At 62.6% G+C, this 25,513-nt stretch carries 23 protein-coding genes and 1 tRNA gene; 10 read left to right on the top strand and 14 right to left on the bottom strand.

The genetic code is table 11. The features are described from left to right. Positions 1 to 158: 158 nt before the first annotated feature. The gene (locus ACREB4_RS11050) at positions 159 to 1,031 is read right to left on the bottom strand and encodes a YdcF family protein (protein ID WP_431588266.1); all 873 of its coding nucleotides are present in this window, start codon (positions 1,029 to 1,031) and stop codon (positions 159 to 161) included. Positions 1,032 to 1,044: 13 nt separating this feature from the next. Further along, positions 1,045 to 2,217, bottom strand: coding sequence for an acyl-CoA dehydrogenase (locus tag ACREB4_RS11045; RefSeq protein WP_431588265.1), 1,173 nt, complete (start codon positions 2,215 to 2,217; stop codon positions 1,045 to 1,047). Between the two features lie 64 nt (positions 2,218 to 2,281). Between ACREB4_RS11045 and msrA the strand changes: the two genes are divergently transcribed. Then, a complete protein-coding gene (gene msrA, locus ACREB4_RS11040; protein WP_431588264.1) occupies positions 2,282 to 2,845 on the top strand; it encodes a peptide-methionine (S)-S-oxide reductase MsrA in 564 nt (187 codons plus the stop codon). Between the two features lie 8 nt (positions 2,846 to 2,853). On the opposite strand, the gene pdxH is transcribed toward msrA, so the two are convergent. Further along, positions 2,854 to 3,510, bottom strand: coding sequence for a pyridoxamine 5'-phosphate oxidase (gene pdxH, locus ACREB4_RS11035; RefSeq protein WP_431588263.1), 657 nt, complete (start codon positions 3,508 to 3,510; stop codon positions 2,854 to 2,856). A gap of 133 nt (positions 3,511 to 3,643) precedes the next feature. Between pdxH and ACREB4_RS11030 the strand changes: the two genes are divergently transcribed. The 3 genes from ACREB4_RS11030 to ACREB4_RS11020 all read left to right on the top strand — a co-directional run bounded on the left by ACREB4_RS11030 (position 3,644) and on the right by ACREB4_RS11020 (position 6,215). Continuing rightward, entirely contained in the window at positions 3,644 to 4,285 is a 642-nt protein-coding gene (locus ACREB4_RS11030; protein WP_431588262.1) for a nucleotidyltransferase family protein, read from the top strand. A gap of 228 nt (positions 4,286 to 4,513) precedes the next feature. Next, entirely contained in the window at positions 4,514 to 5,194 is a 681-nt protein-coding gene (locus tag ACREB4_RS11025) for a hypothetical protein (protein ID WP_431588261.1), read from the top strand. 319 nt (positions 5,195 to 5,513) lie between these two features. After that, entirely contained in the window at positions 5,514 to 6,215 is a 702-nt protein-coding gene (locus ACREB4_RS11020; RefSeq protein ID WP_431588260.1) for a hypothetical protein, read from the top strand. Positions 6,216 to 6,347: 132 nt separating this feature from the next. On the opposite strand, the gene ACREB4_RS11015 is transcribed toward ACREB4_RS11020, so the two are convergent. The 3 genes from ACREB4_RS11015 to tyrS all read right to left on the bottom strand — a co-directional run bounded on the left by ACREB4_RS11015 (position 6,348) and on the right by tyrS (position 9,992). Further along, complete coding sequence (locus ACREB4_RS11015) at positions 6,348 to 7,478, bottom strand: OmpW family outer membrane protein (RefSeq protein ID WP_431588259.1); 1,131 nt, start codon at positions 7,476 to 7,478, stop codon at positions 6,348 to 6,350. Between the two features lie 185 nt (positions 7,479 to 7,663). After that, positions 7,664 to 8,476: a PEP-CTERM sorting domain-containing protein gene (locus ACREB4_RS11010; protein WP_431588258.1), complete on the bottom strand. Its 813-nt coding sequence runs from the start codon at positions 8,474 to 8,476 to the stop codon at positions 7,664 to 7,666. Positions 8,477 to 8,732: 256 nt separating this feature from the next. Then, complete coding sequence (gene tyrS / locus ACREB4_RS11005) at positions 8,733 to 9,992, bottom strand: tyrosine--tRNA ligase (protein WP_431588257.1); 1,260 nt, start codon at positions 9,990 to 9,992, stop codon at positions 8,733 to 8,735. 114 nt (positions 9,993 to 10,106) lie between these two features. Here tyrS and ACREB4_RS11000 point away from each other — a divergent pair, with 114 nt between their 5' ends. Together ACREB4_RS11000 and ACREB4_RS10995 are read left to right on the top strand one after the other, a co-directional pair. Continuing rightward, positions 10,107 to 11,540, top strand: a complete 1,434-nt coding sequence (locus tag ACREB4_RS11000) for a peptidoglycan DD-metalloendopeptidase family protein (RefSeq protein WP_431588256.1) — start codon at positions 10,107 to 10,109, stop codon at positions 11,538 to 11,540. Between the two features lie 7 nt (positions 11,541 to 11,547). After that, entirely contained in the window at positions 11,548 to 12,669 is a 1,122-nt protein-coding gene (locus ACREB4_RS10995; RefSeq protein ID WP_431588255.1) for an anhydro-N-acetylmuramic acid kinase, read from the top strand. A 6-nt stretch (positions 12,670 to 12,675) separates the two neighbouring features. On the opposite strand, the gene erpA is transcribed toward ACREB4_RS10995, so the two are convergent. The 6 genes from erpA to rplM all read right to left on the bottom strand — a co-directional run bounded on the left by erpA (position 12,676) and on the right by rplM (position 16,240). Then, a complete protein-coding gene (gene erpA / locus ACREB4_RS10990; protein ID WP_431588254.1) occupies positions 12,676 to 13,059 on the bottom strand; it encodes an iron-sulfur cluster insertion protein ErpA in 384 nt (127 codons plus the stop codon). A 38-nt stretch (positions 13,060 to 13,097) separates the two neighbouring features. Further along, positions 13,098 to 13,493: a bactofilin family protein gene (locus ACREB4_RS10985; RefSeq protein WP_431588253.1), complete on the bottom strand. Its 396-nt coding sequence runs from the start codon at positions 13,491 to 13,493 to the stop codon at positions 13,098 to 13,100. Positions 13,494 to 13,510: 17 nt separating this feature from the next. After that, positions 13,511 to 14,230 (bottom strand): DUF6776 family protein, encoded by a 720-nt coding sequence (locus ACREB4_RS10980; protein ID WP_431588252.1) that lies wholly within the window; start codon positions 14,228 to 14,230, stop codon positions 13,511 to 13,513. Continuing rightward, positions 14,230 to 15,267: an N-acetyl-gamma-glutamyl-phosphate reductase gene (gene argC, locus ACREB4_RS10975; RefSeq protein WP_431588251.1), complete on the bottom strand. Its 1,038-nt coding sequence runs from the start codon at positions 15,265 to 15,267 to the stop codon at positions 14,230 to 14,232. Before argC ends, ACREB4_RS10980 begins: the two co-directional genes overlap by 1 nt. Before the next feature lie 142 nt (positions 15,268 to 15,409). Beyond that, positions 15,410 to 15,802, bottom strand: a complete 393-nt coding sequence (rpsI, locus tag ACREB4_RS10970) for a 30S ribosomal protein S9 (protein WP_431588250.1) — start codon at positions 15,800 to 15,802, stop codon at positions 15,410 to 15,412. Between the two features lie 9 nt (positions 15,803 to 15,811). Continuing rightward, complete coding sequence (rplM, locus tag ACREB4_RS10965; RefSeq protein ID WP_431588249.1) at positions 15,812 to 16,240, bottom strand: 50S ribosomal protein L13; 429 nt, start codon at positions 16,238 to 16,240, stop codon at positions 15,812 to 15,814. Between the two features lie 346 nt (positions 16,241 to 16,586). Between rplM and ACREB4_RS10960 the strand changes: the two genes are divergently transcribed. Together ACREB4_RS10960 and ACREB4_RS10955 are read left to right on the top strand one after the other, a co-directional pair. Next, complete coding sequence (locus ACREB4_RS10960; protein ID WP_431588248.1) at positions 16,587 to 17,285, top strand: N-acetyltransferase family protein; 699 nt, start codon at positions 16,587 to 16,589, stop codon at positions 17,283 to 17,285. Between the two features lie 91 nt (positions 17,286 to 17,376). After that, the gene (locus tag ACREB4_RS10955; protein WP_431588247.1) at positions 17,377 to 18,078 is read left to right on the top strand and encodes a DUF2726 domain-containing protein; all 702 of its coding nucleotides are present in this window, start codon (positions 17,377 to 17,379) and stop codon (positions 18,076 to 18,078) included. A gap of 6 nt (positions 18,079 to 18,084) precedes the next feature. Here ACREB4_RS10955 and htpG read toward each other — a convergent pair whose 3' ends face one another. Further along, positions 18,085 to 19,965, bottom strand: coding sequence for a molecular chaperone HtpG (htpG, locus tag ACREB4_RS10950; protein ID WP_431588246.1), 1,881 nt, complete (start codon positions 19,963 to 19,965; stop codon positions 18,085 to 18,087). 169 nt (positions 19,966 to 20,134) lie between these two features. Between htpG and ACREB4_RS10945 the strand changes: the two genes are divergently transcribed. Together ACREB4_RS10945 and ACREB4_RS10940 are read left to right on the top strand one after the other, a co-directional pair. Further along, a complete protein-coding gene (locus ACREB4_RS10945) occupies positions 20,135 to 23,752 on the top strand; it encodes a PAS domain S-box protein (RefSeq protein ID WP_431588245.1) in 3,618 nt (1,205 codons plus the stop codon). A 48-nt stretch (positions 23,753 to 23,800) separates the two neighbouring features. Continuing rightward, positions 23,801 to 23,877, top strand: a tRNA-Met gene (locus ACREB4_RS10940). Positions 23,878 to 24,077: 200 nt separating this feature from the next. Here the strand turns inward: ACREB4_RS10940 and ACREB4_RS10935 are convergent. Beyond that, a complete protein-coding gene (locus ACREB4_RS10935; RefSeq protein WP_431588244.1) occupies positions 24,078 to 25,439 on the bottom strand; it encodes a HupE/UreJ family protein in 1,362 nt (453 codons plus the stop codon). Positions 25,440 to 25,513: the final 74 nt, after the last annotated feature.

Genomic DNA, 25,513 nt, shown 5'->3' with positions numbered 1-25,513 from the left:
CCTGTCGAACAGGCACCTCAAGAAGACGCAGTCACTGCGTCTGACGGGATGTGGCAAACCAAACTCTTTGCCCTTTCCAAGGACGGCCTCGGCCGCTCCAACCCCCGGCTTGGCCGGGGGTTTCTATTTGTGGACCTGCTTTCTGATGGCGCGCACCTCTAGCTGCCCGCCAGCAGGCCCAGCCATTCGTGGCAAGCCATGCGCACATTGGCCATGCCCGCCCCGGAAGGCATCCAGGCCAGCACCGGATTGGCGTCCTTCCCCCAGAATTTCATGGGCGCCGGGGTGATGGTCGGAACCGGCTTGCCCGCGCGGGCAGCCCAGGCGGCCGCGGCTTGCTCGAAAGCCCGGCGCGCACGCGGCATGTGGAAAGCATCGGTCACCAGCACGATTTCGGTCACCCCCTGGTCGGCCAGCATCGCGACCGACGCCGCCGCGTTGCCCCGCGTATCGACCGAGCTCTTCTCGATCCAGCGCAAGGGCACCCCATAGGCCAGTTGCGCGACCCGCCCGGCCACCTCGGCTTCGGCCGGGCCGATCTGCACCTCTTTCTGCGCCCAACCCACGCCACCAGAGGCCCCCACGGGCCAGCCGGTTTGGCGGCCCAGCCAGACGCCATAGCGCAAGCGCTCGGCAAAGTAATGGGGCAGGTCCGCGACACCGTACTCGGGTGCCCTGGGCACCAGGCCAGCGCCCAGCACCATGATGCCCACGCTGGGGGAAGGCGGCGTCCTGCCCTGCCGAGTCGCCAGCGCCACCCGCTGCGCATAGGCGCGCCCTTCGGCGGTCAGCCGGTCCTGCGTTTCACCCAATAGCGCAGGCGGGGGCCGCAGCACTTGGTCCTGCAGCCACAAAGCCGTGCCCGAGCAACTGCCCATCCACAGCCCCACCACGCCCAGCAACAGGATGAAGAACCCCAGGTTGCGACGGGGCAGGATCAGGCGAGCACCGACCAGCACCAACACCAGCCAGGGCACGGGCGGCAGCAACAAGGCGCCGATCAAAGGCTTCCAGGCCCCCAGGTCTTGCATGGCCGGGCTCGGTTCAGAAAAAGGCCTGCAGACCGGTCTGCGCACGCCCCAGGATCAGGGCATGCACATCGTGGGTGCCTTCATAAGTGTTCACGGTTTCCAGGTTCACCATGTGACGCATGACGTGGTACTCGTCGTGGATGCCATTGCCACCATGCATGTCGCGGGCCAGGCGGGCGATGTCCAGGGCCTTGCCGCAGTTGTTGCGCTTGATCAGGCTGATCATCTCGGGCGCGGCTTGGTGTTCGTCCAGCAAGCGGCCAACCCGCAAGGCGGCGTGCAGCCCCAAGGTGATTTCGGTCTGCATGTCGGCCAGTTTTTTCTGCACCAGCTGGGTCTGCGCCAAGGGGCGGCCAAACTGAAGGCGGTCCAGGGTGTATTGGCGGGCCGCATGCCAGCAGAACTCCGCTGCGCCCATGGCGCCCCAGGCGATGCCATAGCGCGCCTTGTTGAGGCAGCCAAATGGCCCCTTCAAGCCCGACACATTCGGCAGGATGTGGTCCTCGGACACCAGCACCTGGTCCAGCACGATTTCGCCGGTCACGCTGGCCCGCAGGCTGAGCTTGCCCTCGATCCGCGGCGTGCTGAAGCCCTTCATGCCCCGCTCGACCACGAAGCCCCGGATGGTGTCGTCCAGCTTGGCCCAGACCACCGCCAGGTCGGCGATGGGCGCGTTGGTGATCCACATCTTGGCGCCATTGAGCACATAGCCGCCTTCCACCTTGGTGGCCCGGGTCACCATGCTGCCGGGATCGGACCCGTGGTCGGGCTCGGTCAAACCAAAACAGCCCACCCATTCACCGGTGGCCAGCTTGGGCAGGTATTTTTGCCGTTGCGCTTCGCTGCCATACGCGTGGATGGGGTGCATCACCAAGGAGCTTTGCACGCTCATGGCGCTGCGGTAGCCCGAATCGACCCGCTCCACCTCCCGGGCGATCAGCCCGTAGCTGACGTGGTTGACGCCCGCGCAACCATAGCCGTCGATGGTCGACCCCAGGAAACCCAGGGCGCCCATTTCGTTCATCAACCCGCGGTCGAAGCGCTCCTCGCGGTTGGCCGACAAGATGCGAGGCTGCAGCTTGTCCTGGCAGTAAGCGCGGGCCGCATCGCGGATGGCGCGCTCGTCATCGGACAGCTGGGCGTCCAGCATCAGGGGATCGGCCCAGGAAAAAGTGGCTTTGCTCATGAAACGACTTTGTTTGGATAATCACGCGGGATCGAGCGCCAGTCTAAGCACAAGGAGTCCGCGCATGGAAGCGAATGCACCCCAAAGCAACACCGTTCAGGAGGCCACCTTTGGCGGCGGCTGCTTCTGGTGCGTCGAAACGGTCTTCAACCAGCTGAAAGGCGTGATCGAGGCCGAATCCGGCTACAGCAATGGCGAGCACCCGCACCCCAGCTACGAAGACGTGTGCGCGGGCACCACCGGCCACGCCGAGGTGGTCAAGGTTCGCTTCGATCCCAGCCAGCTCAGCTACCACCAGTTGCTGGAGGTGTTCTTCACCATCCACGACCCCACCACCTTGAACCGCCAGGGCAACGACGAGGGAACGCAGTACCGCTCCGGCATCTACACCCACAACGACGAGCAGGCCCACCAGGCTCGCGCCTTGATCGAGCAGCTGGACGCCAGCCATGCCTTTGGCCAACCCATCGTCACCGAGGTGCGCCCATTGAGCAACTACCACCCGGCCGAGGCCTACCACCAGCGTTATTTCGAGCACAACCCACACGCCGGCTACTGCGCCTTCGTGGTCGCGCCCAAAGTGGCCAAGTTCCGGAAGACCTTTGCCGACCTGCTCAAAAAAGACTGAGGCTCAGCTCAAGGGGCCAGGCGGTGCAACACCCAGCGCCCGCCACTGTCCGGCGCTCGCTCGAACACCAGGCGATCGTGCAGGCGTGAAGGGCGGCCCTGCCAGAACTCCCAACGGTCGGGCACCAGGCGGTAGCCGCCCCAGTGCTCGGGCCTGGGCGGATCGTCGCCCAGCCGTGTCTGCTGCTCGGCCCAGACCGACTCCAGCACTTCTCGAGACGGGATCACCTCGCTCTGGGGCGATGCCCAGGCGCCGATGCGCGACCCCAAGGGCCGCGAACGGTAGTACTCGTCGGATTCGGACGGCGCCACCTTCTCGACCCGCCCTTCGACGCGCACCACCCGCTCCTGCTCACCCCAGAAAAACTGCAGGGCGGCGAAAGGGTTCGCGGCCAGGTCCCGGCCCTTTCGGCTGGCGTAATTCGTGAACCACACCAGTCCGCGCTCGTCGGCCCCTTTCAGCAAGACCACCCGCGTAGAAGGCCGGCCATCCGACCCTGCCGTGGCCAGGGTCATGGCGTTGGGCTCCAACTGCCGACCTTGCAGGGCCTCGTCGAACCATTGGTGGAACTGGTCCATCGGATCGGCCTGCACATGGTCCTCGTCCAGGGCGGAACGCTCATAGCTTTGGCGCATTTGCGCCAGATCGTGCGAATTTTTGTCCATGCCCACAGTATCGGCCAGCAGGCGGCCCTGGACGCAAAACGACTCAAGCCGTCTGGGGTATTTGCCTAAGTAGAGGTGCTCTGGTGCATTGCAGCAAATTGGCTCACACTTTGTTGCAAGTGCTCCCTTCACCATGAACAAGCAGCCCACCCTCATCATCCTGGCAGAACCCACGCTCAACAGCGCGGTTGGGCGGGATGACCCCGGCCCGCCGTCCACCGGCGGCCAGGCCATGGGCTTGTTCTCGGTGATGGACAGCACCGTGCGCAGAGGACTGGCCAGTGGCCTGCCCATGATCGTCGTCGCACCGCCCGACATGGCCCGGCAAGCACGAACCCTGCTGCCCGGCAACGATGTCGTTGATCTGCCCGACCTGCCCTCGCCCTCCTCATGCTCGCGCGCCGACCGCCTGGCCAGGGCCGTGGCGGCAGGCGTTGAAGCCAGCGCCAACGCCCCCGGGTGGCTGCTGCTGCCGGCGGACATGCCCATGCTCCAGGTGGACACCTTGCGCGCCGTGGCCCATGCCGTGGCGCTGTACACGGTGGTCTTTCCTCAATACAGACACCGCCGCGGTCACCCCGTGGGCTTTTCGGCCGAGTTGTTTTCCGAGCTGATCCGCCTCGACAACGAGCGTGACCTGGCGCGCCTGACAGCCCGCTACCCCGCCATGGGCGTCGATGTGGACGACCCTGGCGTCCTGATGGCGCATGACGCCCAAAGTGGACTGGCCCAGTTGCGCGTGCAATTGCACGGCACCAACCTGGCGCCTCGCTGAGCCGCTGCGCACCATCAGCGCCCATGCGCTGGCAAATAGGTCGCAAAAAGCCCCAACTAGTGGAATCCCGGGGAACGATTGATGTTCCACGCCCCATGGTTTCCCTAGCTTTCAGGACTTTCCCACCCGAAAGCCCCCCAGTCATGGGGGGGCCTCAAATCGGTGCTGGGGCAACATTCATTCACCAATTACTTGCGACTTGCAAGCACTTCCAAAAGGAGCTTTTCAATGAAACTGCGTTCGATCTCTATCGCTGCCGCCTCCCTCGTCATGGCCGTGTCCGCCAATGCGCTGACCGTCGACTGGACCAAGCTGCAAGGCACGTCCACCCTGGCCTTCTCTGACGCTGCCATCTCCCTGTTCAAGACCAACGGCGGCAAGCTGGCTGCCCTGGGCAACACCACTCCCGTCGGCACCACCGGCTGGAGCTTCGCTCTGCCGATCACCAGCATCGAAGTCAACTCGGCCCTGAAGATCGCCTCCGGTCAAGCCAGCGGCTCGGCCCTGGACATCATCCGCCGCACCGTCGATGAAGACACCGGCGAAGTCATCACCTCCGGCATCGTCCTGGCCAACTTCACCCTCGACTACATCAACAAGAAGGTCCTGGCTGACAGCACCCCTCACGGTGGCGCCACTCAGAACCAATTGGCTGTTTACACCTTCAACGCCGTGAACCCCCTGGCCTTGAAGTACAAGTTCCCCCTGACGATCACCGGCCACGAAGTGCTGGACACGCTGGTCCTGACCCCCGGCGCCGTTGACCTGTTCGCCTCTTCGCTGGGCCTGTCGGGCGACGACGTCCTGAACCTGGTGCGCTCCACCAAGTTCGGCACGCTGACCCAAGACATCGCCACCGTGGCCCGCAAGCCCGCCGTGTCGAAGGTGCCTTACGTTCCCGCTCCCTGATTCGCGGAACGGCTGAAAGGCGGGGTAGCTTCTGCCCGCCTTTCGGTCAGATTTCTTGCTGTGAAAAGGCTTCCTTCGGGAAGCCTTTTTCATGGACGCGTGCACCGCAGGGTGCGCCAAGGGCCCCAAAACGGCCCAATGGTGGAATCCCCTAGTCGCACCACCGATCCAAGCTACTTGGTTTCCCCAGTTTTTCACGCTATTCAGGGCGTGAGTGGCCCCCACCCCCTGATTGCGGGGGGGGCTGAAAAATGGCTTTGATGCACCATTGAGTCATCCAATTACTTGCAATCGCAAGGATGTCCACTAAGGAGCAAAAATGAAACTGCTGAACCTCCGTTCCGTCTCTGTCGCCGCCGCCACCCTGGTCATGGCCGTTTCCGCCAACGCCCTGACCATCGACTGGACCGGTCTGCAAGGCACCTCCACGATCGCCTTCTCCGACAAGGCCATCTCCTTGTTCAAGACCAATGGCGGCCGGGTCAACGCCCTGGGCAACACCACTGCCATCCTGGCGGACGGCGCCACGGTGCCATGGGCCTTCAGCCTGCCCATCACCAGCATCACCATCACCCCCGCCCTGAAGATCGGAGCCGGCCAAGCCAGCGGTTCCGCCCTGGACATCGTCCGCAAGACGGTTGACGAAGAATCCGGCGAAGTCATCACTTCAGGCATCGTGCTGGCCAACTTCACGCTGGACTACACCAACAAGAAGGTCCTGGCCGACGCCACCACCCATGGCGCCACCACCAAGCCCCAGTTCGGCGTGTACGACTTCAACGTTGCCACCCCCTTGGCTTTGAAGTACAAGTTCCCCCTGAGCATCACGGGCCACGAAGTGCTGGACAAGCTGATCCTGACGCCTGCCGCCGTTGACCTGTTCGCCACCTCGCTCGGCTTGGCCGGCGACGAGATCCTCGCCCTGGTGCGCGGCACTGACTTCGGCACGCTGACCCAAGACATCGCTGTCAAGGCCCGCAAGCCCAAGGTGTCGAAGACGCCTTACGTTCCTGCTCCCTGAGCTTTTCCTCACTGCCCGCCTGATGGTGGGCAGATGACGGAATCCAAATAAAAAATGGCTGCCAAATTGGCAGCCATTTTTGCATTCAGGCGACGAAGAAAATAGGGGCTGCTAGCCCCGCGCGTCAGACCATCAGAAGTTGTAACCCACGGACATCATCATGACGTAGGGATCCAAGGTTTGTCTTTGCGTACGCGTGAAATTACCCAGGTTGGCGCCACCATTGACACGATTGGCCACATCAGCATTTCGGTAAGCCATTAACTCATTAAGATTTCCGCGCAAAACAGACCCACTTCGTAATGCCCTTAAATTAGCACCCAATTGCCCCGGCCAATAAGTGAATAAAGGAGAATCTTGGGTAAGCCTAGTATCGTAAGTAGTTAGGACGTTGTCAACTTTGGCTTTGAATTGTCCAACATGAACATTCAAATCCCAACGATCATTCAATTCATACTTGCCGCCCACCATCCAACCTAAGCCCAAAGATCCCTTACTTGAAATTTTGGTTACCCCTCCCGTCCAACGTTCAAGCTCAGGGGTGGCTTGCAAATCAAAAGGAAGCAGGTAGTTGGCAGTTAAAGAAACAGCGGGACGAAACTTATCAGTCTTTTTCCCAAAGTAATAATGCCCAAAAACCAGAAGACCCAATGCTTTACCAGATGCGATTTGCCCCGCATTTTGGAAGGAGCCAGCACCATATATTTTCAAACTAAAAGGAAGAGCCATGATTGGTGCCTCAATTGCCCAATGATGGTCTTCATCAAAATACATCCCCAAAGTGCCTATCGCTCCAGGCAAAGGGTCTGCTATTCGAGCCTTGACATTTTCAGGCAAGCCCAGTTCCGTGACACCTGTACCGTGGAACAACTGCCCAAGAACAGTACTCCCTTCTGGATCTATTCTATTACCAAAGACATCAACATAGAGAGAAGTGGGCGGGCTATTTGCAGGGTCACAAATAGGAACCGGATCGCCATTACTGTCAACAGGAAGCGGATTGCACTGCCAACTGCGATCACCAGCTGTTGGTCCATTTGCATTCGCGGGACCAGACAAAACCGGCCCACTCACATCCTTGGCCGCCTCAGATTTATTATTCAACTTCAAACCAAGCACCCCAAATCGCGCAAAGAAATTGCGCGCGGGCTCGATCTTGAGCTCCTTACCATACCGGTCGGTTGTGGCTTCAGCGCCGGCGTTTGCCATGGCTCCCAACAAAATCAATCCAGCAACTGCACTCAAACGGAACGGCATTGTCATATCGTCTCCAACGATGATAGTTTCAATGGGGTCATGCTGTCGCCATGCCCCTTATCGTCAATCGAACCACCCTGATGTAAAAAACCGCTCTGCAACAACAGAGCGGTTTCCCGGGAAAGCATAATCAACTTTCCCCGCCAAGTACTTCATCAAAGCCCTGGCACAGAACCCTCACGGGTTCTGAATTAGGCAGCCTTGCGGCGGCGAGCCACGGCAGCGATGCCGACCAGGCCCAGACCCATCAACACGTAGGTTGATGGCTCAGGAACCGGAGCGGTGAAGGTGCCCGAAGCCGAGGTAGCACCCCAGTCGGCGTTCTTGACCAGGTCAGCCACGTCACCGGTGGTGTCCAGACCCAGCGAAGACAGGATGATGTTGGCCGTGGAGTTGACCATGCTGAGCTTGCCGCTCAAGGAGCCGCTGGCGGTGCCATTGGCGCCGCTGGCGGTCACGCTGGTCACTTGGATGTTGCCACCGGTGCCACCAGTCACGACGCCAACGTTGGCGGCTTGGAAGATCGACAGGTTGCCGTAGCTTTGCAGCGCGGAACCCGTGCCCGTGTTCGAGTACAGGCTGGCCAGCACGGTCGAGGTGTTCAGGTCAACCTTGAAACCCGACATGAACACGTTGAACTGCGACACCGAACCGTCGTCGTTCACGACCGAGCGACGGATGTTGACCAAGGAATTGGCGGCGGTCAACGACGTCAGCTTGTCACCGTCGATGGTGGCAGTATTGAACGTCAGGGCCACGTTACCGGTGGCCTTGGTGTAGGCAGCCGTGTTGGCAGAACCAGCGCCAGGGAAACCGGCGGTCACGGTGGCGGGGGTGATGATGGACGAGCCAGAAGCGCTCAGAGCCGACAAGGCGCTAGCCGAGAAGGTCAGACCACCCGAACCGCTCACGACGGACCAAGTGCCAGCGTAAGGCGTAGCGCTTGCAGCACCGACAGCAACAAACGCGGCAGCTGCCACGATGCTCTTGAATGCAAATTTCATATTTATCTCCACACAAAAGCGGTCCCTTTTTTTGGGAAATCACAAAATCTTGAGAGGCGTCCGCGTATTCCTCTGGTCGATTCACAGACTTTACCGATCTGTCTGGTTCAAGCATAAGGCGCTTTGGAGGCACCAGACAACCGCAGAGATGCCCATTGGACACTTTCAACGGCAATGGAAACCCGCACCCGGCGCTGCGGCCCCCTCAATCAGGGGTGGGGTTGACCCTAGACATGGTGGCAACCCTCGGCCTTTTTCAGGCCAAAAACACCTTGGCGAACTTCCGTTTACCAACTTGAACCACGAAAGTTCCCACAGCCAGCTTCAAAGTTTTGTCGCTGACGATGCCGCCATCCACCCGCACCCCGCCTTGCTCGACCATGCGCATCGCTTCGCTGGTGGAAGGCACCAGGCCCGCCTGCTTGAGCAGGTTGCCAATGCCCAGTCCTTCGCCATCGACGGGCAAGGTCAGGCGAACCTCCGGGATGTCGTCCGGGACCCCACCCTTGGCACGGTTCACAAAGTCGGCCAAGGCGCTTTCGGCCGCCTGCGCGCCATGGAAGCGGGTCACCACCTCCTGGGCCAGCAGCACCTTGGCATCGCGGGGATTGCGACCGGAGTCGCATTCGGCCTTGAGCTGCGCGATGCTGGACAGCGGCGCGAAGCTCAGCAGCTCGAAATAGCGCCACATCAGGTCATCCGAAATGCTCATGAGTTTGCCGAACATGCTGTTGGGCGCCTCGCTGATGCCGATGTAGTTGTTCTTGGATTTGGACATCTTTTCGACGCCGTCCAGCCCCACCAGCAAAGGCATCGTGAGGATGCATTGCGGCTCCTGGTCGTACTCCGCTTGCAGATGCCGCCCCATCAGCAGGTTGAACTTCTGGTCGGTGCCGCCCAGTTCCAGGTCCGATTTGAGCGCGACCGAGTCATAGCCCTGCATCAGTGGGTACAAGAACTCGTGCACGCTGATCGGCGTGTTCGCTTTGAAGCGCTTGGTGAAGTCGTCGCGCTCCATCATGCGAGCCACCGTATAACGCGACGCAAGCTGAATCATGCCCCGCGCGCCCAAGGCGTCGCACCACTCGCTGTTGTGGCGGATTTCGGTGCGCTCGGGGTCCAGCACCAGGCTGGCCTGCTTGTAATAGGTGTCGGCGTTGGCCTTGACCTGTTCGGCGGTCAGGGGTGGGCGCGTGCTGTTGCGGCCGGAGGGGTCGCCAATCAGGGAGGTGAAATCTCCGATCAAGAAAATGACGGTGTGGCCGATATCCTGGAGTTGCCGTAGCTTGTTGAGCACCACCGTGTGCCCCAGATGGATGTCCGGGGCAGTCGGATCCAGGCCCAATTTGATGCGCAATGGCACTTTGGTGGCTTCGGAGCGCGCCAGTTTTTTCACCCACTCGCTTTCGGGCAGGAGTTCATCGCAGCCGCGGCGCGTGATGGCCAAGGCCTCGCGGACCCGGTCGGTCACGGGATGAGAAGACAGGGCTTCAGGGGGCTTTTCAGGGTGCAGCATGTTTACCGATGGGTGAAAATCTTACGGCAAGTGACATAGGTGTGACAGCTATACTCGCGCTTGCTTTTTCAGGGATTTTAGGGGACAGCCCCCAAAGCAGCGGGAATTCGAGTTTTGGCTTCTTACAACGACTTGTCCAACGCGTTTCGGTCTTTGCGCAGCGCCACCTTCCAAGGCCTGCGCGCCACCCAGGATGCCGCTCACCGGCATCCCCGCCGGGTCGCCGCCGCCGTGGTGGCCCTGCTGGCGGGGTCCACCATGACCGCCTTTGGCGTGGCCCCTCTGACCGCCGCTCAACTCAACACCCCGCCCAGCGTGTCGCAGATCAGCGAGATCCTGCCACTGCCAGCTTTGGCCGGGCAGGTCGTGCAGCTTGATGAGCAGGCCCTGTCCCTTTACCGCAGCGACGTCTCGCGCGCCAGCGACACAGTCGACACCTTGTTGAACCGCCTGGGCGTCAACGACCCGCAAGCTGCCGCATTTCTCCGCACCGACGCCGTAGGCCGCACCTTGTTGATGGGACGCCCAGGCAAGATGATCAAGGCGGTCACCAACCAGGGTCGCCTCGTCGAGCTGGTGGCCCGTGGCCCCGCTCAGCAATCCGAACAGCTGGATTCCCACTTCACGCGCCTGACCATCACCCGCGATGGTGAACAAGGTAGCCTGTCCGCCCACACCGAGCAGGCCCAGTTGCAGACCACGGCGCAATTGGCCACGGGCAACATTTCCTCGTCCTTGTACGCCGCCGCCGATGAGGCCCGCGTGCCCGATTCCATCACCAACCAGATCGCCGAGATCTTTGGCAGCGACATCGACTTCCGACGCGAATTGCGCAAGGGCGATGCCTTCAGCGTGCTCTACGAGGCCCACACGGCCGATGGCGAACCCATCTCCTGGGGTGGCTCGGCCGGCCGAGTGCTGGCCGCGCGCTTCATCAACAAGGACAAGACGCACAACGCGATCTGGTACCAGGAAGCCGGCCACAAAGGCGCCTATTTCGACCTGACCGGTGTCAGCAAGACCCGCTCGTTCCTGGCGTCGCCCTTGGCCTTCTCACGCGTCACCTCCGGCTTTTCCATGCGTTTCCACCCCATCCTGCAGCGCTGGAAAGCGCACCTGGGCGTGGACTATGGCGCCCCCACGGGCACGGCGGTGCGCTCGGTCGGCGATGGCCGCGTGAGTTTCGCCGGCCTGCAGAACGGCTATGGCAATGTGATCCAGTTGCAGCACTCCGGCGACCGCATGACGGTGTACGCCCACCTGAGCCGCATCAACGTGCGCGTGGGCCAGACCGTGGAACAAGGCCAGCTGATCGGTGCCGTTGGCGCCACCGGCTGGGCCACCGGGCCGCACCTGCATTTCGAATTCAAGGTCAAGGGTCACCAGGTCGATCCGATCGCGATTGCCCGCGCTTCGGAAAGCACGCAGCTGTCGCCCCAGGCCTTGGCTCAGTTCAAGCAGATGGTGGTGAGCATCGCCCAGCGCCTGGACACCGCCCAGCAACAAAGCCTGGCGGCCGACGCCTCCTCCGCAGCGCACTTCGAATGAAAGCCTGATGAGCCGCCAGGCCCCAAGCGAGCTCTACATCGGCTTGATGTCGGGCACCTCGCTGGATGGCGTCGATGGCGTGCTGATGGACCTGGGCTCATCGCCCCCGTGGACCAGCCTGGCGCACACGCACCAGGCTTTTTCCCCCGCCTTGAAGCGCACCCTGCTGGACCTGAACACCTCCGGCCCCGATGAACTGCACCAGGCCGCCCTGGCTTCCCAGGCGCTGGTGAAGACCTGCGCGCAGGTGGTCGAGGCGGTTTGCCTGCGTGCGGGCATCCATCCCGGACAAGTCAGGGCCATTGGCGCCCATGGCCAGACCGTTCGCCACCGGCCGGAGTTGGGCTACACCCTGCAACTCAACGCCCCGGCCCTGCTGGCCGAACTGACCGGCATCGACGTGGTGGCCGATTTCCGCAGCCGCGATGTGGCCGCAGGTGGGCAAGGTGCACCGCTGGTGCCAGCGGTCCACCAGGCCTTGTTCGCCCACCCCCATGAAACCGTGGTCGTGCTGAACGTGGGCGGCATGGCCAACCTCAGCATCCTCCAGCCATCGCAGCCACCCCTGGGTTTCGATTGCGGACCAGGCAATGCCTTGATGGACGCTTGGTGCGAACAGCACACCGGCCAACCCTATGACCAAGGCGGCGCCTGGGGCGCCACTGGACAAGTGCACCAGGCAGCCCTGGACCAGGCTCTGGCGGATCCATTCTTCGCCACGCCACCGCCCAAAAGCACGGGGCGAGACCTGTTCAACCAGGATTGGCTAGACCATTGGCTGACCTCGACCCGACTGCATGAGCAAGCCGCTCAGGACGTGCAGGCCACGCTGTGCGAATTGACCGCGCGCAGCGCCGCACTGTCCATCCAGGCGTTCGCCCCTTTGGCCCGTCAACTGGTCGTCTGTGGTGGAGGCGCGCTCAATGGCGCGCTGATGAAACGCCTGAAGGCCAACCTCACCGGCATGGTGGTCGAGCCTTCGGATGCCCACGGTTTGCCCGTGATGCAGGTTGAAGCGGCGGCTTTCGCCTGGCTGGCGCAGCGCCACGTTCACCATCTGGCCGGCAATGTGCCGGAAGTGACGGGTGCCCGAGGGCCCCGTGTGCTGGGCGCCCTCTACCCCGCCTAAGCCTGGTCAGGCCGAGAAGCTGGAGCCGCAACCGCAGGTGGTCGTGGCGTTCGGATTGCGGATCACGAACTGCGCGCCTTCCAGATCGTCCTTGTAGTCGATCTCGGCGCCCACCAGGTACTGCAGGCTCATGGCATCGATCAGCAGCGACACGCCGTTCTTTTCCATGCGGGTGTCGTCTTCATTCACGATCTCGTCGAACGTGAAGCCGTACTGGAAGCCCGAGCAACCGCCACCTTGCACGAACACGCGCAACTTCAGATCCGGATTGCCTTCCTCGGCCACCAGTTCAGCCACTTTGCCTGCCGCGCTGTCGGTGAAGATGATGGGCGCCGGCGGCACATCACCGGTGCTGGCTTCGGGGGCGGTGGTTTCGAGAACTGCGGTCATGGGATCACTCCAGGTACAAATAAAAAGGCGAGCCAGGCTCAACCATTGTTCGATGCCAGCTTCAGGGCCGCTGGCTTGTCTTCGGCTTTCAAGGGATGCAATTCACCATCAATGGTGGCGCCCTGGTGCATTTCAAGAGCCTCGTAGCGTACATCACCCACGATCCGGGCTTTCGGCTGCAATTCAAGCAAATCTTCGGCGATCACCGGACCGTTCACCGAACCGTTGATGATGACATGCCCTGCCCGCACCTTGCCGGTGACCTTGGCTTTGTCACTGATGACAAGCAGGGATCGGGCATCGCCCGTGCAGGTGATGTTGCCCACGACCTCGCCATCGATGCGCAGGCCATCCGCGAAACGCAATTCACCCGTGATGACGGTGCCTTCACCCACCAGGGTACGGATCGGGGGGGTCTTTTTCCAACCAAACATCGGGGCGCTCCTTGTGGTCACAGGCGCAGGGATTGCGTCGCGACTTCCTTGCCATTGTCGTCAAGCACGCGAACCTGAACCTGCTTCACCACGGCATTGGCAGGGTATTGAACCGTGCCATCCACACGGCGATATTGCTTGAATTGCAAAGGTTGGCTGACCACCGGCCCCGGTTGGACCCAGGGCTTGCCATCGAAGGTACCAGACAACAGCAATTCATAACGCCCCCTGAACTCGGGTTGAACGCGCCCACCATGCTGCATCACGAGCACCTGGAAACGCAATTGCCCCAGCGCGGGCAGGTCGGCCTGCAAGCCACGGACCGACAAGCCACCACTGGACGCGGGCAGAAGGCGCTCGAAAAATCCCAGGTCGTCTTTCAATGCCTGGTTTTCGGCCTCAAGGGCCTTCACCTGCTCGGTCAGGCGAGTTTGCGTGGCCCGTTCGGCCTTGATGAGGCTGTCGGCGGCATTGGCCAGGGATTGCGCCCGGTCGCGCTCTCGACGCGTGTCGTCGAGTTGCAGGCGAACCTGAGCCACATCATCGGACAGAGGTCGCGCGCCCGGATTCAGGCCGGCGATGTTGCGCCCGAACTCGAACGCCCACAGCCCGATGGCGCCCGAGAAACCCAGGACCAGGGCGGCCAGCACCCAGCGCACTGGCCAAGGCAGGTGGCTGCGCACCGACATGCGCGGCGCGCTGATGGACAGGCGCCGCCGGATCAGCCGCCAACGCATCAGGGCAAGACCGGCACCAAAGTCAGGCCCAGGTGTTCGTCCAGGCCGCACATGAGGTTCATGCACTGCACGGCCTGGCCGGAGGCGCCCTTGGTGAGGTTGTCTTCCACCACCAGGGCCATGACCGTGTCGGGCAGCGGACGGTGCACCGCGATGCGCACGGTGTTGCTGGCGCGCACGCTGCGGGTTTCGGGCGCGCTGCCGGCCGGCAGCACGTCCACGAAACGCTCACCCCGGTAGAAATCTTCGTACAAGGCCTGCAGATCGGCCGCCTGGCCGGCGCTGTTGAGGCGCGCGTACAAGGTGGAGTGGATGCCGCGGATCAACGGCAGCAGGTGCGGCACGAACAGGCAGTTCACGCTGTCGTCGCCGGCGATGGCGCGCAGTTGCTGGTTGATCTCGGGGCCGTGGCGGTGGCCCTTGACGCCATAGGCCTTGAAATTGTCGCTGGCCTCGGCCATCAGCGTGTGCACCTCGGCCTTGCGCCCGGCGCCCGACACGCCCGAGGCACAGTTGGCGATCAGGTGCGTGGGGTCGATCAACTTCGACTTGAGCAAGGGCGCATAACCCAGCTGCACCGAGGTCGGATAACAACCCGGGTTGCCAATGAGGCGGGCCTTCTTGATCGCTTCGCGGTTGATCTCGGGCAGGCCGTAGACGGCCTCGGCCAGCAGGTCCGGGCAGGTGTGGGCCATGCCGTACCACTGCTCGAACTCGGCCAGGCTTTGCAGGCGGAAATCAGCGGCGAGGTCGATCACCTTGACGCCCGCGGCCAGCAGTTCACGCGCTTGCGCCATGGCCACGCCATGGGGGGTCGCGAAGAACACCACGTCGCAGGATTTCAAGTCGGCCTCGTCCGGCGTCACGAACGGCAGATCAACATGGCCACGCAGGCTGGGGTACATGTCCGAGACCGGCATGCCCGCTTCCTTGCGGCTGGTGATGGCCTGGATCCGAACCTGCGGGTGCTGGGACAACAGGCGCAGCAACTCGACGCCCGTGTAGCCCGTGCCACCTACGATGCCGACCTTGATCATGATGAGTCCTTTGATGCCTGAAGCGAGGAAGAGGAAAAGCTCGCCATTCTAGGATGAATGAAAAAACCCGCCACAGTTGCCTGGGCGGGTTTTCTGGATCGAGAAGCCTGCCCAAACAGCAGCAGGCTCTGACCAAATCGGATCAGCGCTTGCTGAATTGCTTCCGGCGACGAGCACCGTGCAGACCGACCTTCTTACGTTCAACTTCACGGGCGTCACGGGTGACGAAACCGGCGCGGCTCAAGTCAGGCTTGAGGGCTGCGTCGAAATCGATCAGCGCGCGGGTCACACCGTGGCGCACAGCGCCAGCTTGACCAGATTCGCCGCCACCCTTGACGCTGACCTTGATGTCGAAAGCTTCGGCATTGTTGGTCAGAAACAGGGGTTGCTTGACGATCATGATCGAGGTTTGACGGCCGAAGTAATCTTCGACAGGCTTACCATTGACGATGATCTGGCCGGTGCCCTTCTTGATGAAGACGCGTGCGATGGACGACTTGCGACGTCCGGTGCCATAGTTCCAATTACCGATCATGGCCGCTCCTTAGATTTCCAGGGGCTTGGGGTTCTGCGCAGCGTGCGGATGGGCATCGCCTGCGTAAACCTTCAGCTTCTTGATCATGGCGTAGCCCAGGGGTCCCTTGGGCAGCATGCCCTTGACCGCCTTTTCAATGGCACGACCGGGGTGCTTGGCTTGCATGTCCTTGAACTTGGTGCCGTAGATACCGCCGGGGTGACCCGTGTGGCGGTAGTACACCTTGTCGTTGGCCTTGTTGCCAGTCACGCGAATTTTGTCCGAGTTGACGATGACGATGAAGTCACCGGTGTCGACGTGAGGCGTGTAAATGGCTTTGTGCTTTCCACGCAGACGGAGAGCGACTTCGCTGGCCACTCGTCCGAGAACCTTGTCGGTTGCGTCGATCACAAACCACTCGTGTGTCACCTCGGCCGGCTTGGCGCTGTAGGTTGTCATGAGATTTCCTAAGTGGTAGAACTGACTGACTGTCGTCATTGGTGCCACTTCTTAGAACTTGTGGTGGCCTCTCAGACAAACGTCGCTGACCTGATTTGAACCCAGTGGGTTTGAACCAAGAAAAACAGCTGGATTGGAATAATCCATCCCCGGCAGTCAAGTCGGGAACTCGGCATTCTACTGTCACCAGCCCCGATCGCGCAATAGCCAAGCGAAAACCGTGGCGCGCCGGCCCGTGCCCGCCCTTGCCAGGGTTGGCCCACTCCCTTAATATAGGTAATAACCCTCGATCGAGGGTGGGGGCGACAATCGCTTGCCTCCGCCACGGCCAGGAAGGGGTCACACAATGACCGCTCGCAAGACTGAATCCTCATCACCGCTGGACAAATTCGGACTCGCCCATCACGCCGATGGCGGGCCGATTCGGCATGCCCGGAACGAGCACGCGCACCATTGGGTGCCCATCCGCGACCTGAGGCCACGCCATCGGCGGCGCATCCTGGACCACCTGCTGTCTTTGAACGAGCGCGACCGCTATTTGCGCTTCGGTTTTCTGGCGCCTCTGGAACAACTGTCGAGGTACGTGGCCTCGATCGATTTCCGCCGCGACGAGGTGTTCGGCATCTTCAGCCGGCGCTTTCAGCTCTTGGCCGTGGCCCACCTGGCCGCCATGCCGGGCGTGCATGTGCGCGGATCGGCCATGGAGTTTGGCGTGTCGGTGCTGCCCGAGGGGCGCGGCAAGGGCTTGGGCCTGAGGCTGTTCCAGCACGCCATCACGCATGCGCGCAACCGTGGCGCCAGCCACTTGATCATCCACGCCCTGGCGGAGAACGCCCCGATGTTGCGCATCGCCGCGAAGGCGGGCGCCACGGTCGAGCGCCACGGCCAGGACGCCGAGGGCTGGCTGAAATTGCCCAAGGACACGGTGGCCACCCACCTGGACAGCTCCCTGCAATCCTGGGCGGCCGAGGCCATCTACCGGGTGAAGTACTGGACGGCCCACTTCAGCGATTGGCTGCGGATGCTGGTGTCTTCCGCTTCGTGAAAAGGCCCACCCGCATTCGAGCGCCCCTTTCCTGGGGATAGGAAACCCCGGGAAACTGAGTACTATTACCACCACTTATTCGAGGGGTAGTATGCAGTTCGATGCGTTGCAGACAGGCGTCATGGTGGCGCTGGCCACGGCCGCGGGCTTGCTCCTGGGCGTCGTGCTGCAACGCCGCCGTCCGGCCGGCAAACGAGAGTGGCCGCGGCGCTGGCGGCTGAACGCCCGCCCCATCTTCACCACGGACGAGCGCCTGCTGTTCAAGGAACTGCGCGCCGCCCTGCCCAACCACGTGGTGCTGGCCAAACTGAACCTGCTGCGCTTTTGCCAGGCCGCCGACGAGTTCGAGGCCCGGGCCTGGTACGACCGCCTGCACACCCTGCACGTGTCATTCACGATCTGCACACCCAATGGCAGCGTGGTGTCCGTGGTGGACATCGATGCCCCACACAAGGCCTCGTCGGCCCGATCACAGCGGATGAAGGAAGCGGTGCTGGAAGCCTGCCGCATCCGCTATGTCCGCTGCCGCCCAGGGCAATGGCCACACCAGGCCCTGATCGCCACCTGGGCCTTGGGACACAGCCCCAAGGCAGGCCCCATGCCCAACACAGTCAGCGACTCGGTGCACGACGCGGGCGACGAGGTGGCCCGCAAGCTGCGCCAGCGCCGGGCCGAACGCGCCGCGCGCTGGGCCGAGTCCAGCTTCGCGCAAGACTCCTTCTTTGCCTTCGACAGCCGGCTGGAGAGCACGCTGCACTCCGAGCCCGCGCCGCTTCAGGCCTCGGGCAAATGAGACGGGTCAGGCCGCGAGCAGGGTGTTGACCCGGCGGACATAGGCCGCCGGATCGTCCAGGTGGCCGCCTTCGGCCAGCATGGCTTGGTCGAACACGATGTGGGCCAGGTCGTCGAACTGCTCGCTGACATCCAGCTTCCTGACCAGGGCGTGCTCGGGGTTCACCTCCAGCACGGGCAGGCTGCTGGGGGCTTCCTGACCAGCCTGCTTGAGCAGCCGCGCCAGGTGACCGCTGATGTCGCCCTCTTCGACCACCAGGCAGGCCGGTGAATCGACCAGGCGCGTGGTGATGCGCACGTCCTTGGCCTTGTCTTTCAGGGCAGCCTTCAAACGCTCCAGCAGGGGCTTGAAGGTTTCAGCAGCTTCCTCGGCCTTCTTCTTTTCCTCTTCGTCCTGCAAGGTGCCCAGGTCAACGGCGCCCTTGGCCACGCTTTGCAGCGACTTGCCTTCGAAGTCGTGGAGGTGCGAGAGCATCCACTCGTCGACGCGGTCGATCAGCAGCAAGACTTCGATGCCCTTCTTGCGGAAGATCTCAAGTTGCGGGCTGCTCTTGGCGGCCGCCAATGTTTCAGCGGTCAGCACGTAGATGGCTTCCTGGCCTTCCTTCATGCGACCGACGTAATCGGCCAGCGAGACGCCTTCGTCGGCGTGCGTGGAGGCGAAGCGGAAGAGCTTGGCCAGACGCTCGCGGTTGGCGAAGTCCTCGCCGATGCCCTCCTTCAGCACCGAACCGAACTCTTTCCAGAAGCTGGCGTACTGGTCCTTCTTGGCCTGGTCTTCGTGGTTGGCCAGGTCTTCCAGCATCGACAAGACGCGCTTGGTGCAGCCTTCCCGGATGACCTTGACGTCGCGGCTTTCCTGCAGAATCTCACGGCTGACGTTCAAAGGCAGGTCGGCGCTGTCGACCACGCCCTTGATGAAGCGCAGGTAGGACGGCAGCAGGGCTTCGGCGTCGTCCATGATGAAGACGCGCTTGACGTAGAGCTTGAGGCCGCCGCGCTTTTCGCGGTTCCACAGGTCGTGCGGCGCGTGGGCGGGCACGTAGAGCAGTTGGGTGTATTCGCTGCGGCCTTCGACGCGGTTGTGCGTGTGGGCCAGCGGCGCCTGGTGGTCGTGGCTGATCTGCTTGTAGAACTCTTGGTACTGCTCTTCGGTGATGTCGCTCTTGGAGCGCGTCCACAGGGCGGCGGCCTGGTTGACGGTGTCCCACTCGTCTTTCAGGACTTGTTCCTGCTTCTCCTGGTCCCACTCTTCCTTCTGCATCAGGATGGGCAGGGAAATGTGGTCGGAGTACTTGTTGATGATGCTGCGCAGCTTCCAGTTGGAAAGGAATTCGTCCTCGCCCTCGCGCAGGTGCAGGATCACGTCGGTGCCACGGGTCGGCTTGTCGATGGCCTCCACTTCGAAATCGCCGGCACCTTCGCTGGTCCAGCGCACGCCTTCGGACGCGGCAGCGCCAGCACGGCGGGTTTCAACCGTGAGGCGGTCGGCCACGATGAAGCCGCTGTAGAAGCCCACGCCAAACTGGCCGATCAGTTGCGAATCCTTCTGCTGGTCGCCCGACAGCTTGCCCATGAACTCCTTGGTGCCGCTCTTGGCGATGGTGCCCAGGTGGTCGATGGCCTCTTGCGACGTCATGCCGACGCCGTTGTCGCGGATGGTGATGGTGCGGGCGGCTTTGTCGACCAGCACGCGCACTTCCAGGTTGGGCGCGTCTTCGTACAGGGCGCTGTTGTCCAGGGCTTCGAAGCGGAGCTTGTCGCAAGCGTCGGACGCGTTCGAGATCAACTCGCGCAGGAAGATTTCCTTGTTGGAATACAGCGAATGCGTGACCAGGTGCAGCAGTTGCTTGACCTCGGCCTGGAATGAAAGCGTGGTTTTGTCCATGATCTATTTGTAATGGTGCAACGGTGAAGCCGACAAGATAAGGCAGCCGGCGTGGATTTCAAGGGCCTGATTTTGCAGATCATCGCACCGCCCAGTGACCTCGGGACATGGAACAATGGTCCACGGACGGGTAGATCGCCCGGGTCAAACGCCAGGTCACTCTTTCACCATGTCACTTCGATTCCTGAACGGCGGTGGCGCCATGGGCGCCCTGATCCGCAGCCACGACTGGGCCGGCACCCCCCTGGGGGCCCCCGTGGACTGGCCGCAACCGCTCAAGACCATCGTCGGGGTCATGCTTGGCGCCAACCAGGCGATGTTCGCGACCTGGGGCCCCGAACAGATCATGATCTACAACGATCTGTATTCCCAGATCCTGGGCGGCCACCACCCCAGGGCCCTGGGGCAACCGTTCGCACAGGCCTGGCACGACATCATCGACGAGGTCGGGCCCATCATGGCCAAGGCCTACGCGGGCGTGCCGACGTCCATGGACGACCTTCAGCTGACCATGCTGCGGCACGGCCACGCCGAAGAAACCCATTTCTCGTTCTTCTACACACCGCTGCGCGACGAAGAGGGCGAGGTCCGGGGGGTGTTCTGCGCCTGCAATGAAATCACCGCGCAGGTCTTTGCCCAGCGAGAGCGGGGCGCTGAACTGGAGCGCTTTCGCAACCTTTTCGAGAAATCGCCCAGCTTCGTCGCCGTCCTGCGGGGCCCCGACCATGTGTTCGAGCTGGCCAACCCGGCCTACCTGAAAATCGTCTCGCGCCAGGACATCGTGGGCAAGACGGTCAAGCAAGCCCTGCCCGAGATCGCGGAGCAAGGCTTCATCGAGCTGCTGGACCAGGTCTACCGCAGCGCCGAGCCCTTTGCCGGACAGGCCGTCCCGGTGTATATGTGCGACCAGCCGGGCGCGGAACCGCGGCGCCGCTTCCTGGATTTCGTCTACCAACCCATCCACAACAACCAGGGCACCGTGACGGGCATCTTCGTGGAAGGAGTCGATGTCACCTCGGCCCACGAAGCCGCCCAGGCCTTGGCCGACTCGAACGAGCAATTGGCGCGGGCCCAGGCGGCGGGCGGGGTCGGGATGTTCACGGTCGACCTGCGCCAGAACCTGGTGACGATCACGCCCGAGATGTGCCGCATCTTCGGCATGCCGGTGCAAGCCAGCGTCCACCCCGAATTCCTGGAGAGACTGGTGGTGCCCGAGGATGCCCAACTGGTGTCCAGCCTGGCCACGCGGGCCCAGGGCAATCTGCCACTGAAAACCGAATACCGCATCCGGCGGCCAGACACGGGCCAGGTCCGCTGGATCGCCCGTTCCGCCGAGTTCCAATGCGACGAGCAAGGCCAACGCGTGCGCCTGGTGGGGGTGGTGCAGGACGTGACGGAAAGCCGACACGCCGAGCAGGTGCTGCGCGAAAGCGAAGAGAAATTCCGGACCTTCGCGCAGGTCATGCCCAACCACGTCTGGGCCGCGCCGCCGAACGGCCAACTCGACTGGTTCAATGAGCAAACCCTGAGCTACAGCGGCCTGGACCATGCCGCCCTGGCCGGCGAAGGCTGGGCGAAGATCGTTCACCCGGACGACCTGGAACGGGCCAGCCAGGCTTGGGCCCGGTCGCTGTCGAGCGGGCAACCCTATGAAATAGAGTTCCGCATCCGGCGAGCCGATGGCGCCTACCGCTGGCACCTGGTCCGCGCTCAGCCCATCCGCACAGGCGATGGCGCCATCACCCGTTGGATCGGCACCAACACCGACATCGAAGACCAGCGCCTGGCCCGCGAAACCCTGCAGGCGATGAATGCCACGCTGGAGCAGCGCATCGAAGAACGCACCAAGGAGCGTGATCGCGTCTGGCGCAATTCGCAGGACTTGCTGGTCGTCATCGGCGGCGATGGCATCTTCCGTGACGTCAATCCGGCCTGGACGCGCATCCTGGGCTTCAGCCGAGAAGAAATCATCGGCCAGCACTTCGACGCGCTCGTCTGCCCCGAAGACCGGGATGCCACGGTGAACGCCCTGGCCTATTCCACCCGAGAAGTGCTGGTGCAGTTCGAGAACCGTTTCAAACACAAGGATGGCGGATACCGGTGGTTCTCGTGGAGCGCCTCGCCCGACACCAGCGGCCTGGTCTATGGCAATGGCCGGCACATCACCGCCGAGAAGGAAGCCGAGGCCGCCCTGACCCGAACCCAGGATGCCTTGCGCCAGTCGCAGAAGATGGAGGCCATCGGGCAATTGACCGGCGGCGTCGCGCACGACTTCAACAACGTGCTGCAGGTCATCGGTGGCAACCTGCAACTGCTGCGCGAAGCCACGCGCCAGGACGAAGCCGCGCAACGCCGTGTCGAAGCTGCGATGGCCGGCGTGGACCGCGGCGCCAAGCTGGCCTTGCACCTGCTGGCCTTCGCCCGCAAGCAACCCCTCGCACCCGACGTGTTGAACATCGGCCAGCGCGTGCACGAACTGGACGACATGCTGCGCCGCGTGATCGGCGACTCCATCGAGCTTGAAACCATCATCGCCAGCGACCTGTGGAACATTTTCGTCGATCCGCACGGCCTGGAAAACGTGCTGCTGAACCTGGCCATCAACGCCCGAGACGCCATGGATGGCGCGGGCCATTTGACGCTTGAAACCCGCAACACCACCCTCGACGAGGTCTACGCCCAAGACCACCCCGACGTCACGCCCGGCCAATATCTGATGATCAGCCTGTCGGACACCGGCCGCGGCATGCCGTCGGAGATCCTGGACCGCGTATTCGAACCCTTCTTCACCACCAAGCCCGAAGGCCATGGCACGGGTCTGGGCCTGAGCATGGTGTACGGCTTCATCAAGCAAAGCGGCGGGCATGTCAAGATCGACAGCCAGGTGGGCCAAGGCACCACCGTCCGGCTTTACCTTCCACGCTCACACCAAGTTCAAGAAACCATGCTGCCCGAATTCAGTGGTCCCGTGACGGGCGGAGATGAAACCATCCTCGTCGTCGAAGACGATGCCCAGGTGCGCGACACCGTGGTCGCCCTGTTGTCCGAACTCGGCTACGAGGTCCTCAGTTCGCCGGACACGCGCAGCGCCCTGGAGATCTTGCACAGCGGCGTGCCCATCGACCTGCTGTTCACCGACGTGGTCATGCCAGGCCATTTGCGCAGCCCCGAACTCGCGCAACTGGCCCGCGAGCTGCACCCCGACATCGAAGTGCTGTTCACCTCTGGCTACACCGAGGACGCCATCGTGCACGGCGGCCGCCTCGACCCGGGCGTGGCGCTGCTCAGCAAACCCTACCGCCGCGAAGACCTGGCCCGCAAGATCCGGCACATGTTCGTCAATCGCAAGTTCGCGGCCACCCTCAAGGCCCATGTGAAGGCTCACCGGGCGGAGGCCTCGCAGTCCACGGCGGAATCCCCCGCGGCCCCGCCCGCCGTCGCGCCGGCAGGCCTGCGCATCCTGGTGGTCGAAGATGAAGAAGACTCGCTGCAATCGCTGCTCGAAATCCTGGATCTGTCGGGCTACGTGGCCGTGGGCGCGCCCTCCGCCGAGAAGGCCCTGACCTTGCTCGACAAGTCGAAATTCGACGTGCTGATGACCGACATCAGCCTGCCTGGCATGTCGGGCCGCGAATTCGCCGCCCTGGCCCGCGAACGGCAACCCCTGAAGGTGATCTTCGCCAGCGGCTACGGCCCCCGCAAGGACGAGCCCGTGGATGCCGTCTGGCTTCAGAAGCCCTTCGACTTCGACGTGCTGTTCGCGGTGCTGGACGAATTGGGCTCTTGAAGAATTTTTGCCACAGCGCAATTTTCGACGTATAATCTTGGGCTCAGTGGCGCTTTAGCTCAGTCGGTTAGAGCGATGGAATCATAATCCACAGGTCCGCGGTTCGAATCCGTGAAGCGCCACCAAAGATTCATCAAGTGCTTCAAGTACTTAGCAACAAAGCCACCTCGTCAGGTGGCTTTTTGCTTTTCAGCTTTTGTGGCTCTTACAGACTTTTTACCAACGGCCTGGCGCCCGCATCTCGCTGCTCTCGGACGAGGAGCGATACAGGACTGCCAAAATTATCCTGCCGACACAATCAGGCCGATTGACAACCGACTCGGTGTCACTGCCGGAGCTCCACTGGTTCGGGTTCTGTCGGTGCAAAGCCCTTGAGCTGCGCCACCCAAATATCCCCCTTGATCGCACCGGCCAACCGGGAGCATAGCCACAACGGAAGCACGCACAGCGCGGCACTGCAAAGGATGGTCACGAGCCCTTCACGGCTCAGACAGTCCGGCGGCAACCGGTCGTGCCCCCACCACAGCGCCGCCCCAAAGGCCAGCACGCCCACGCCCCTGCGAAACCAGGCTCCGGCAATAGGAAACCGGGACTGAAACCACCAGAGCAGCGGCAATAGCACCAGCACCATCACCAGTTGCACCAACTCGATGCCGAGGTTGAAGGCCAGCAGGGCCAGGGCATGCTGCTGCCAGAGCAGACCCGCACCGCTCAAGCTGGCCGAAAAGGCTTGCCCATGCACCAGCCCAAAGGCCATGGCCATGGCCACATCGCCACGCTGCAGAATGGGCCTGATGGCATGCAATGCCGAAATCGCGATGGTGGCAGCCACGGCCAACTCCACCATGGCAGAAGGCAATTGCAGCCAGCCACTGCTGCCCAGGACCAGCGCCACGGTATGGCCCGCCGTGAAAGCCGTGACCACCGCAGCCGTGTGGCGCAAGGCGGCGCCCGCCGTGCGCACCCCGGTCCAGCGGCCACCCGATGCCCACAAGGGGCTCACCAGCAACAAGGTCAGCAGAAACAACAGATGGTCCGTGCCTTCGACGATGTGCATCACGCCGTCTTTGAGCAAGCTCAGCAGCCCGCTCACGGCATTGCTTGATGCGGGCAGGTCGATCGGCATTTCAAGATGAGTCGAATCAAGCTCGGCCAAGGGACGAGGCACTTGAGACACCATGCCACCGGCCCAGTCGCTGCGCAAGAACACCTTGACGCTGTGCGTCATGACCTCGTGGGTCACCGCATCGTAGCGAAACAGGCCCTTGCGAGGATCAGCCCCTTTGGGCGCCTTCAATTCAAGCACCACTTGCAGGTCTGCGCTGGCATCGTTGCCCATGACCCGGAGCCGGGGCTTCTGCGCAAGCCACAGCTGATCTCCGCTGCGCATTGAGACATGCGCCAGAACGTAGTCGGCCAGGGCCTGCGCGTGTCGGCGCATCACCTGATCAGGCTCGGCCGTGAGGTCTGACTTGAAGGCGAACTCCAACCGGTTCAAGGGCATCAGGAGCGTCAGCCGCAAACCCTCGTCGGTCGTGTCGATCCAGACCCTGGATTCGGGCGTCGGATGGGCCTGTGCTGGACGCCCGGCCAGCGCCAGGGCGAGGCCAATCGCCAGCCACAACACCAACAAGCCATTGCGAAACACCCCACTGAATGCGGGACGGGCCTTGCCGACAGAGGTCATGGTTGCCTTGAAAAATCAGTTGGGTCAGGATGCAAGCATGGGTCCTTGGGAACCCATGCTTGACTCTGCTGCCG

The sequence above is a fragment of the Aquabacterium sp. genome, assembly GCF_050725395.1.
Lineage (GTDB): Bacteria > Pseudomonadota > Gammaproteobacteria > Burkholderiales > Burkholderiaceae_C > Aquabacterium.
This window is presented reverse-complemented; position numbering and strand designations above follow the sequence as displayed.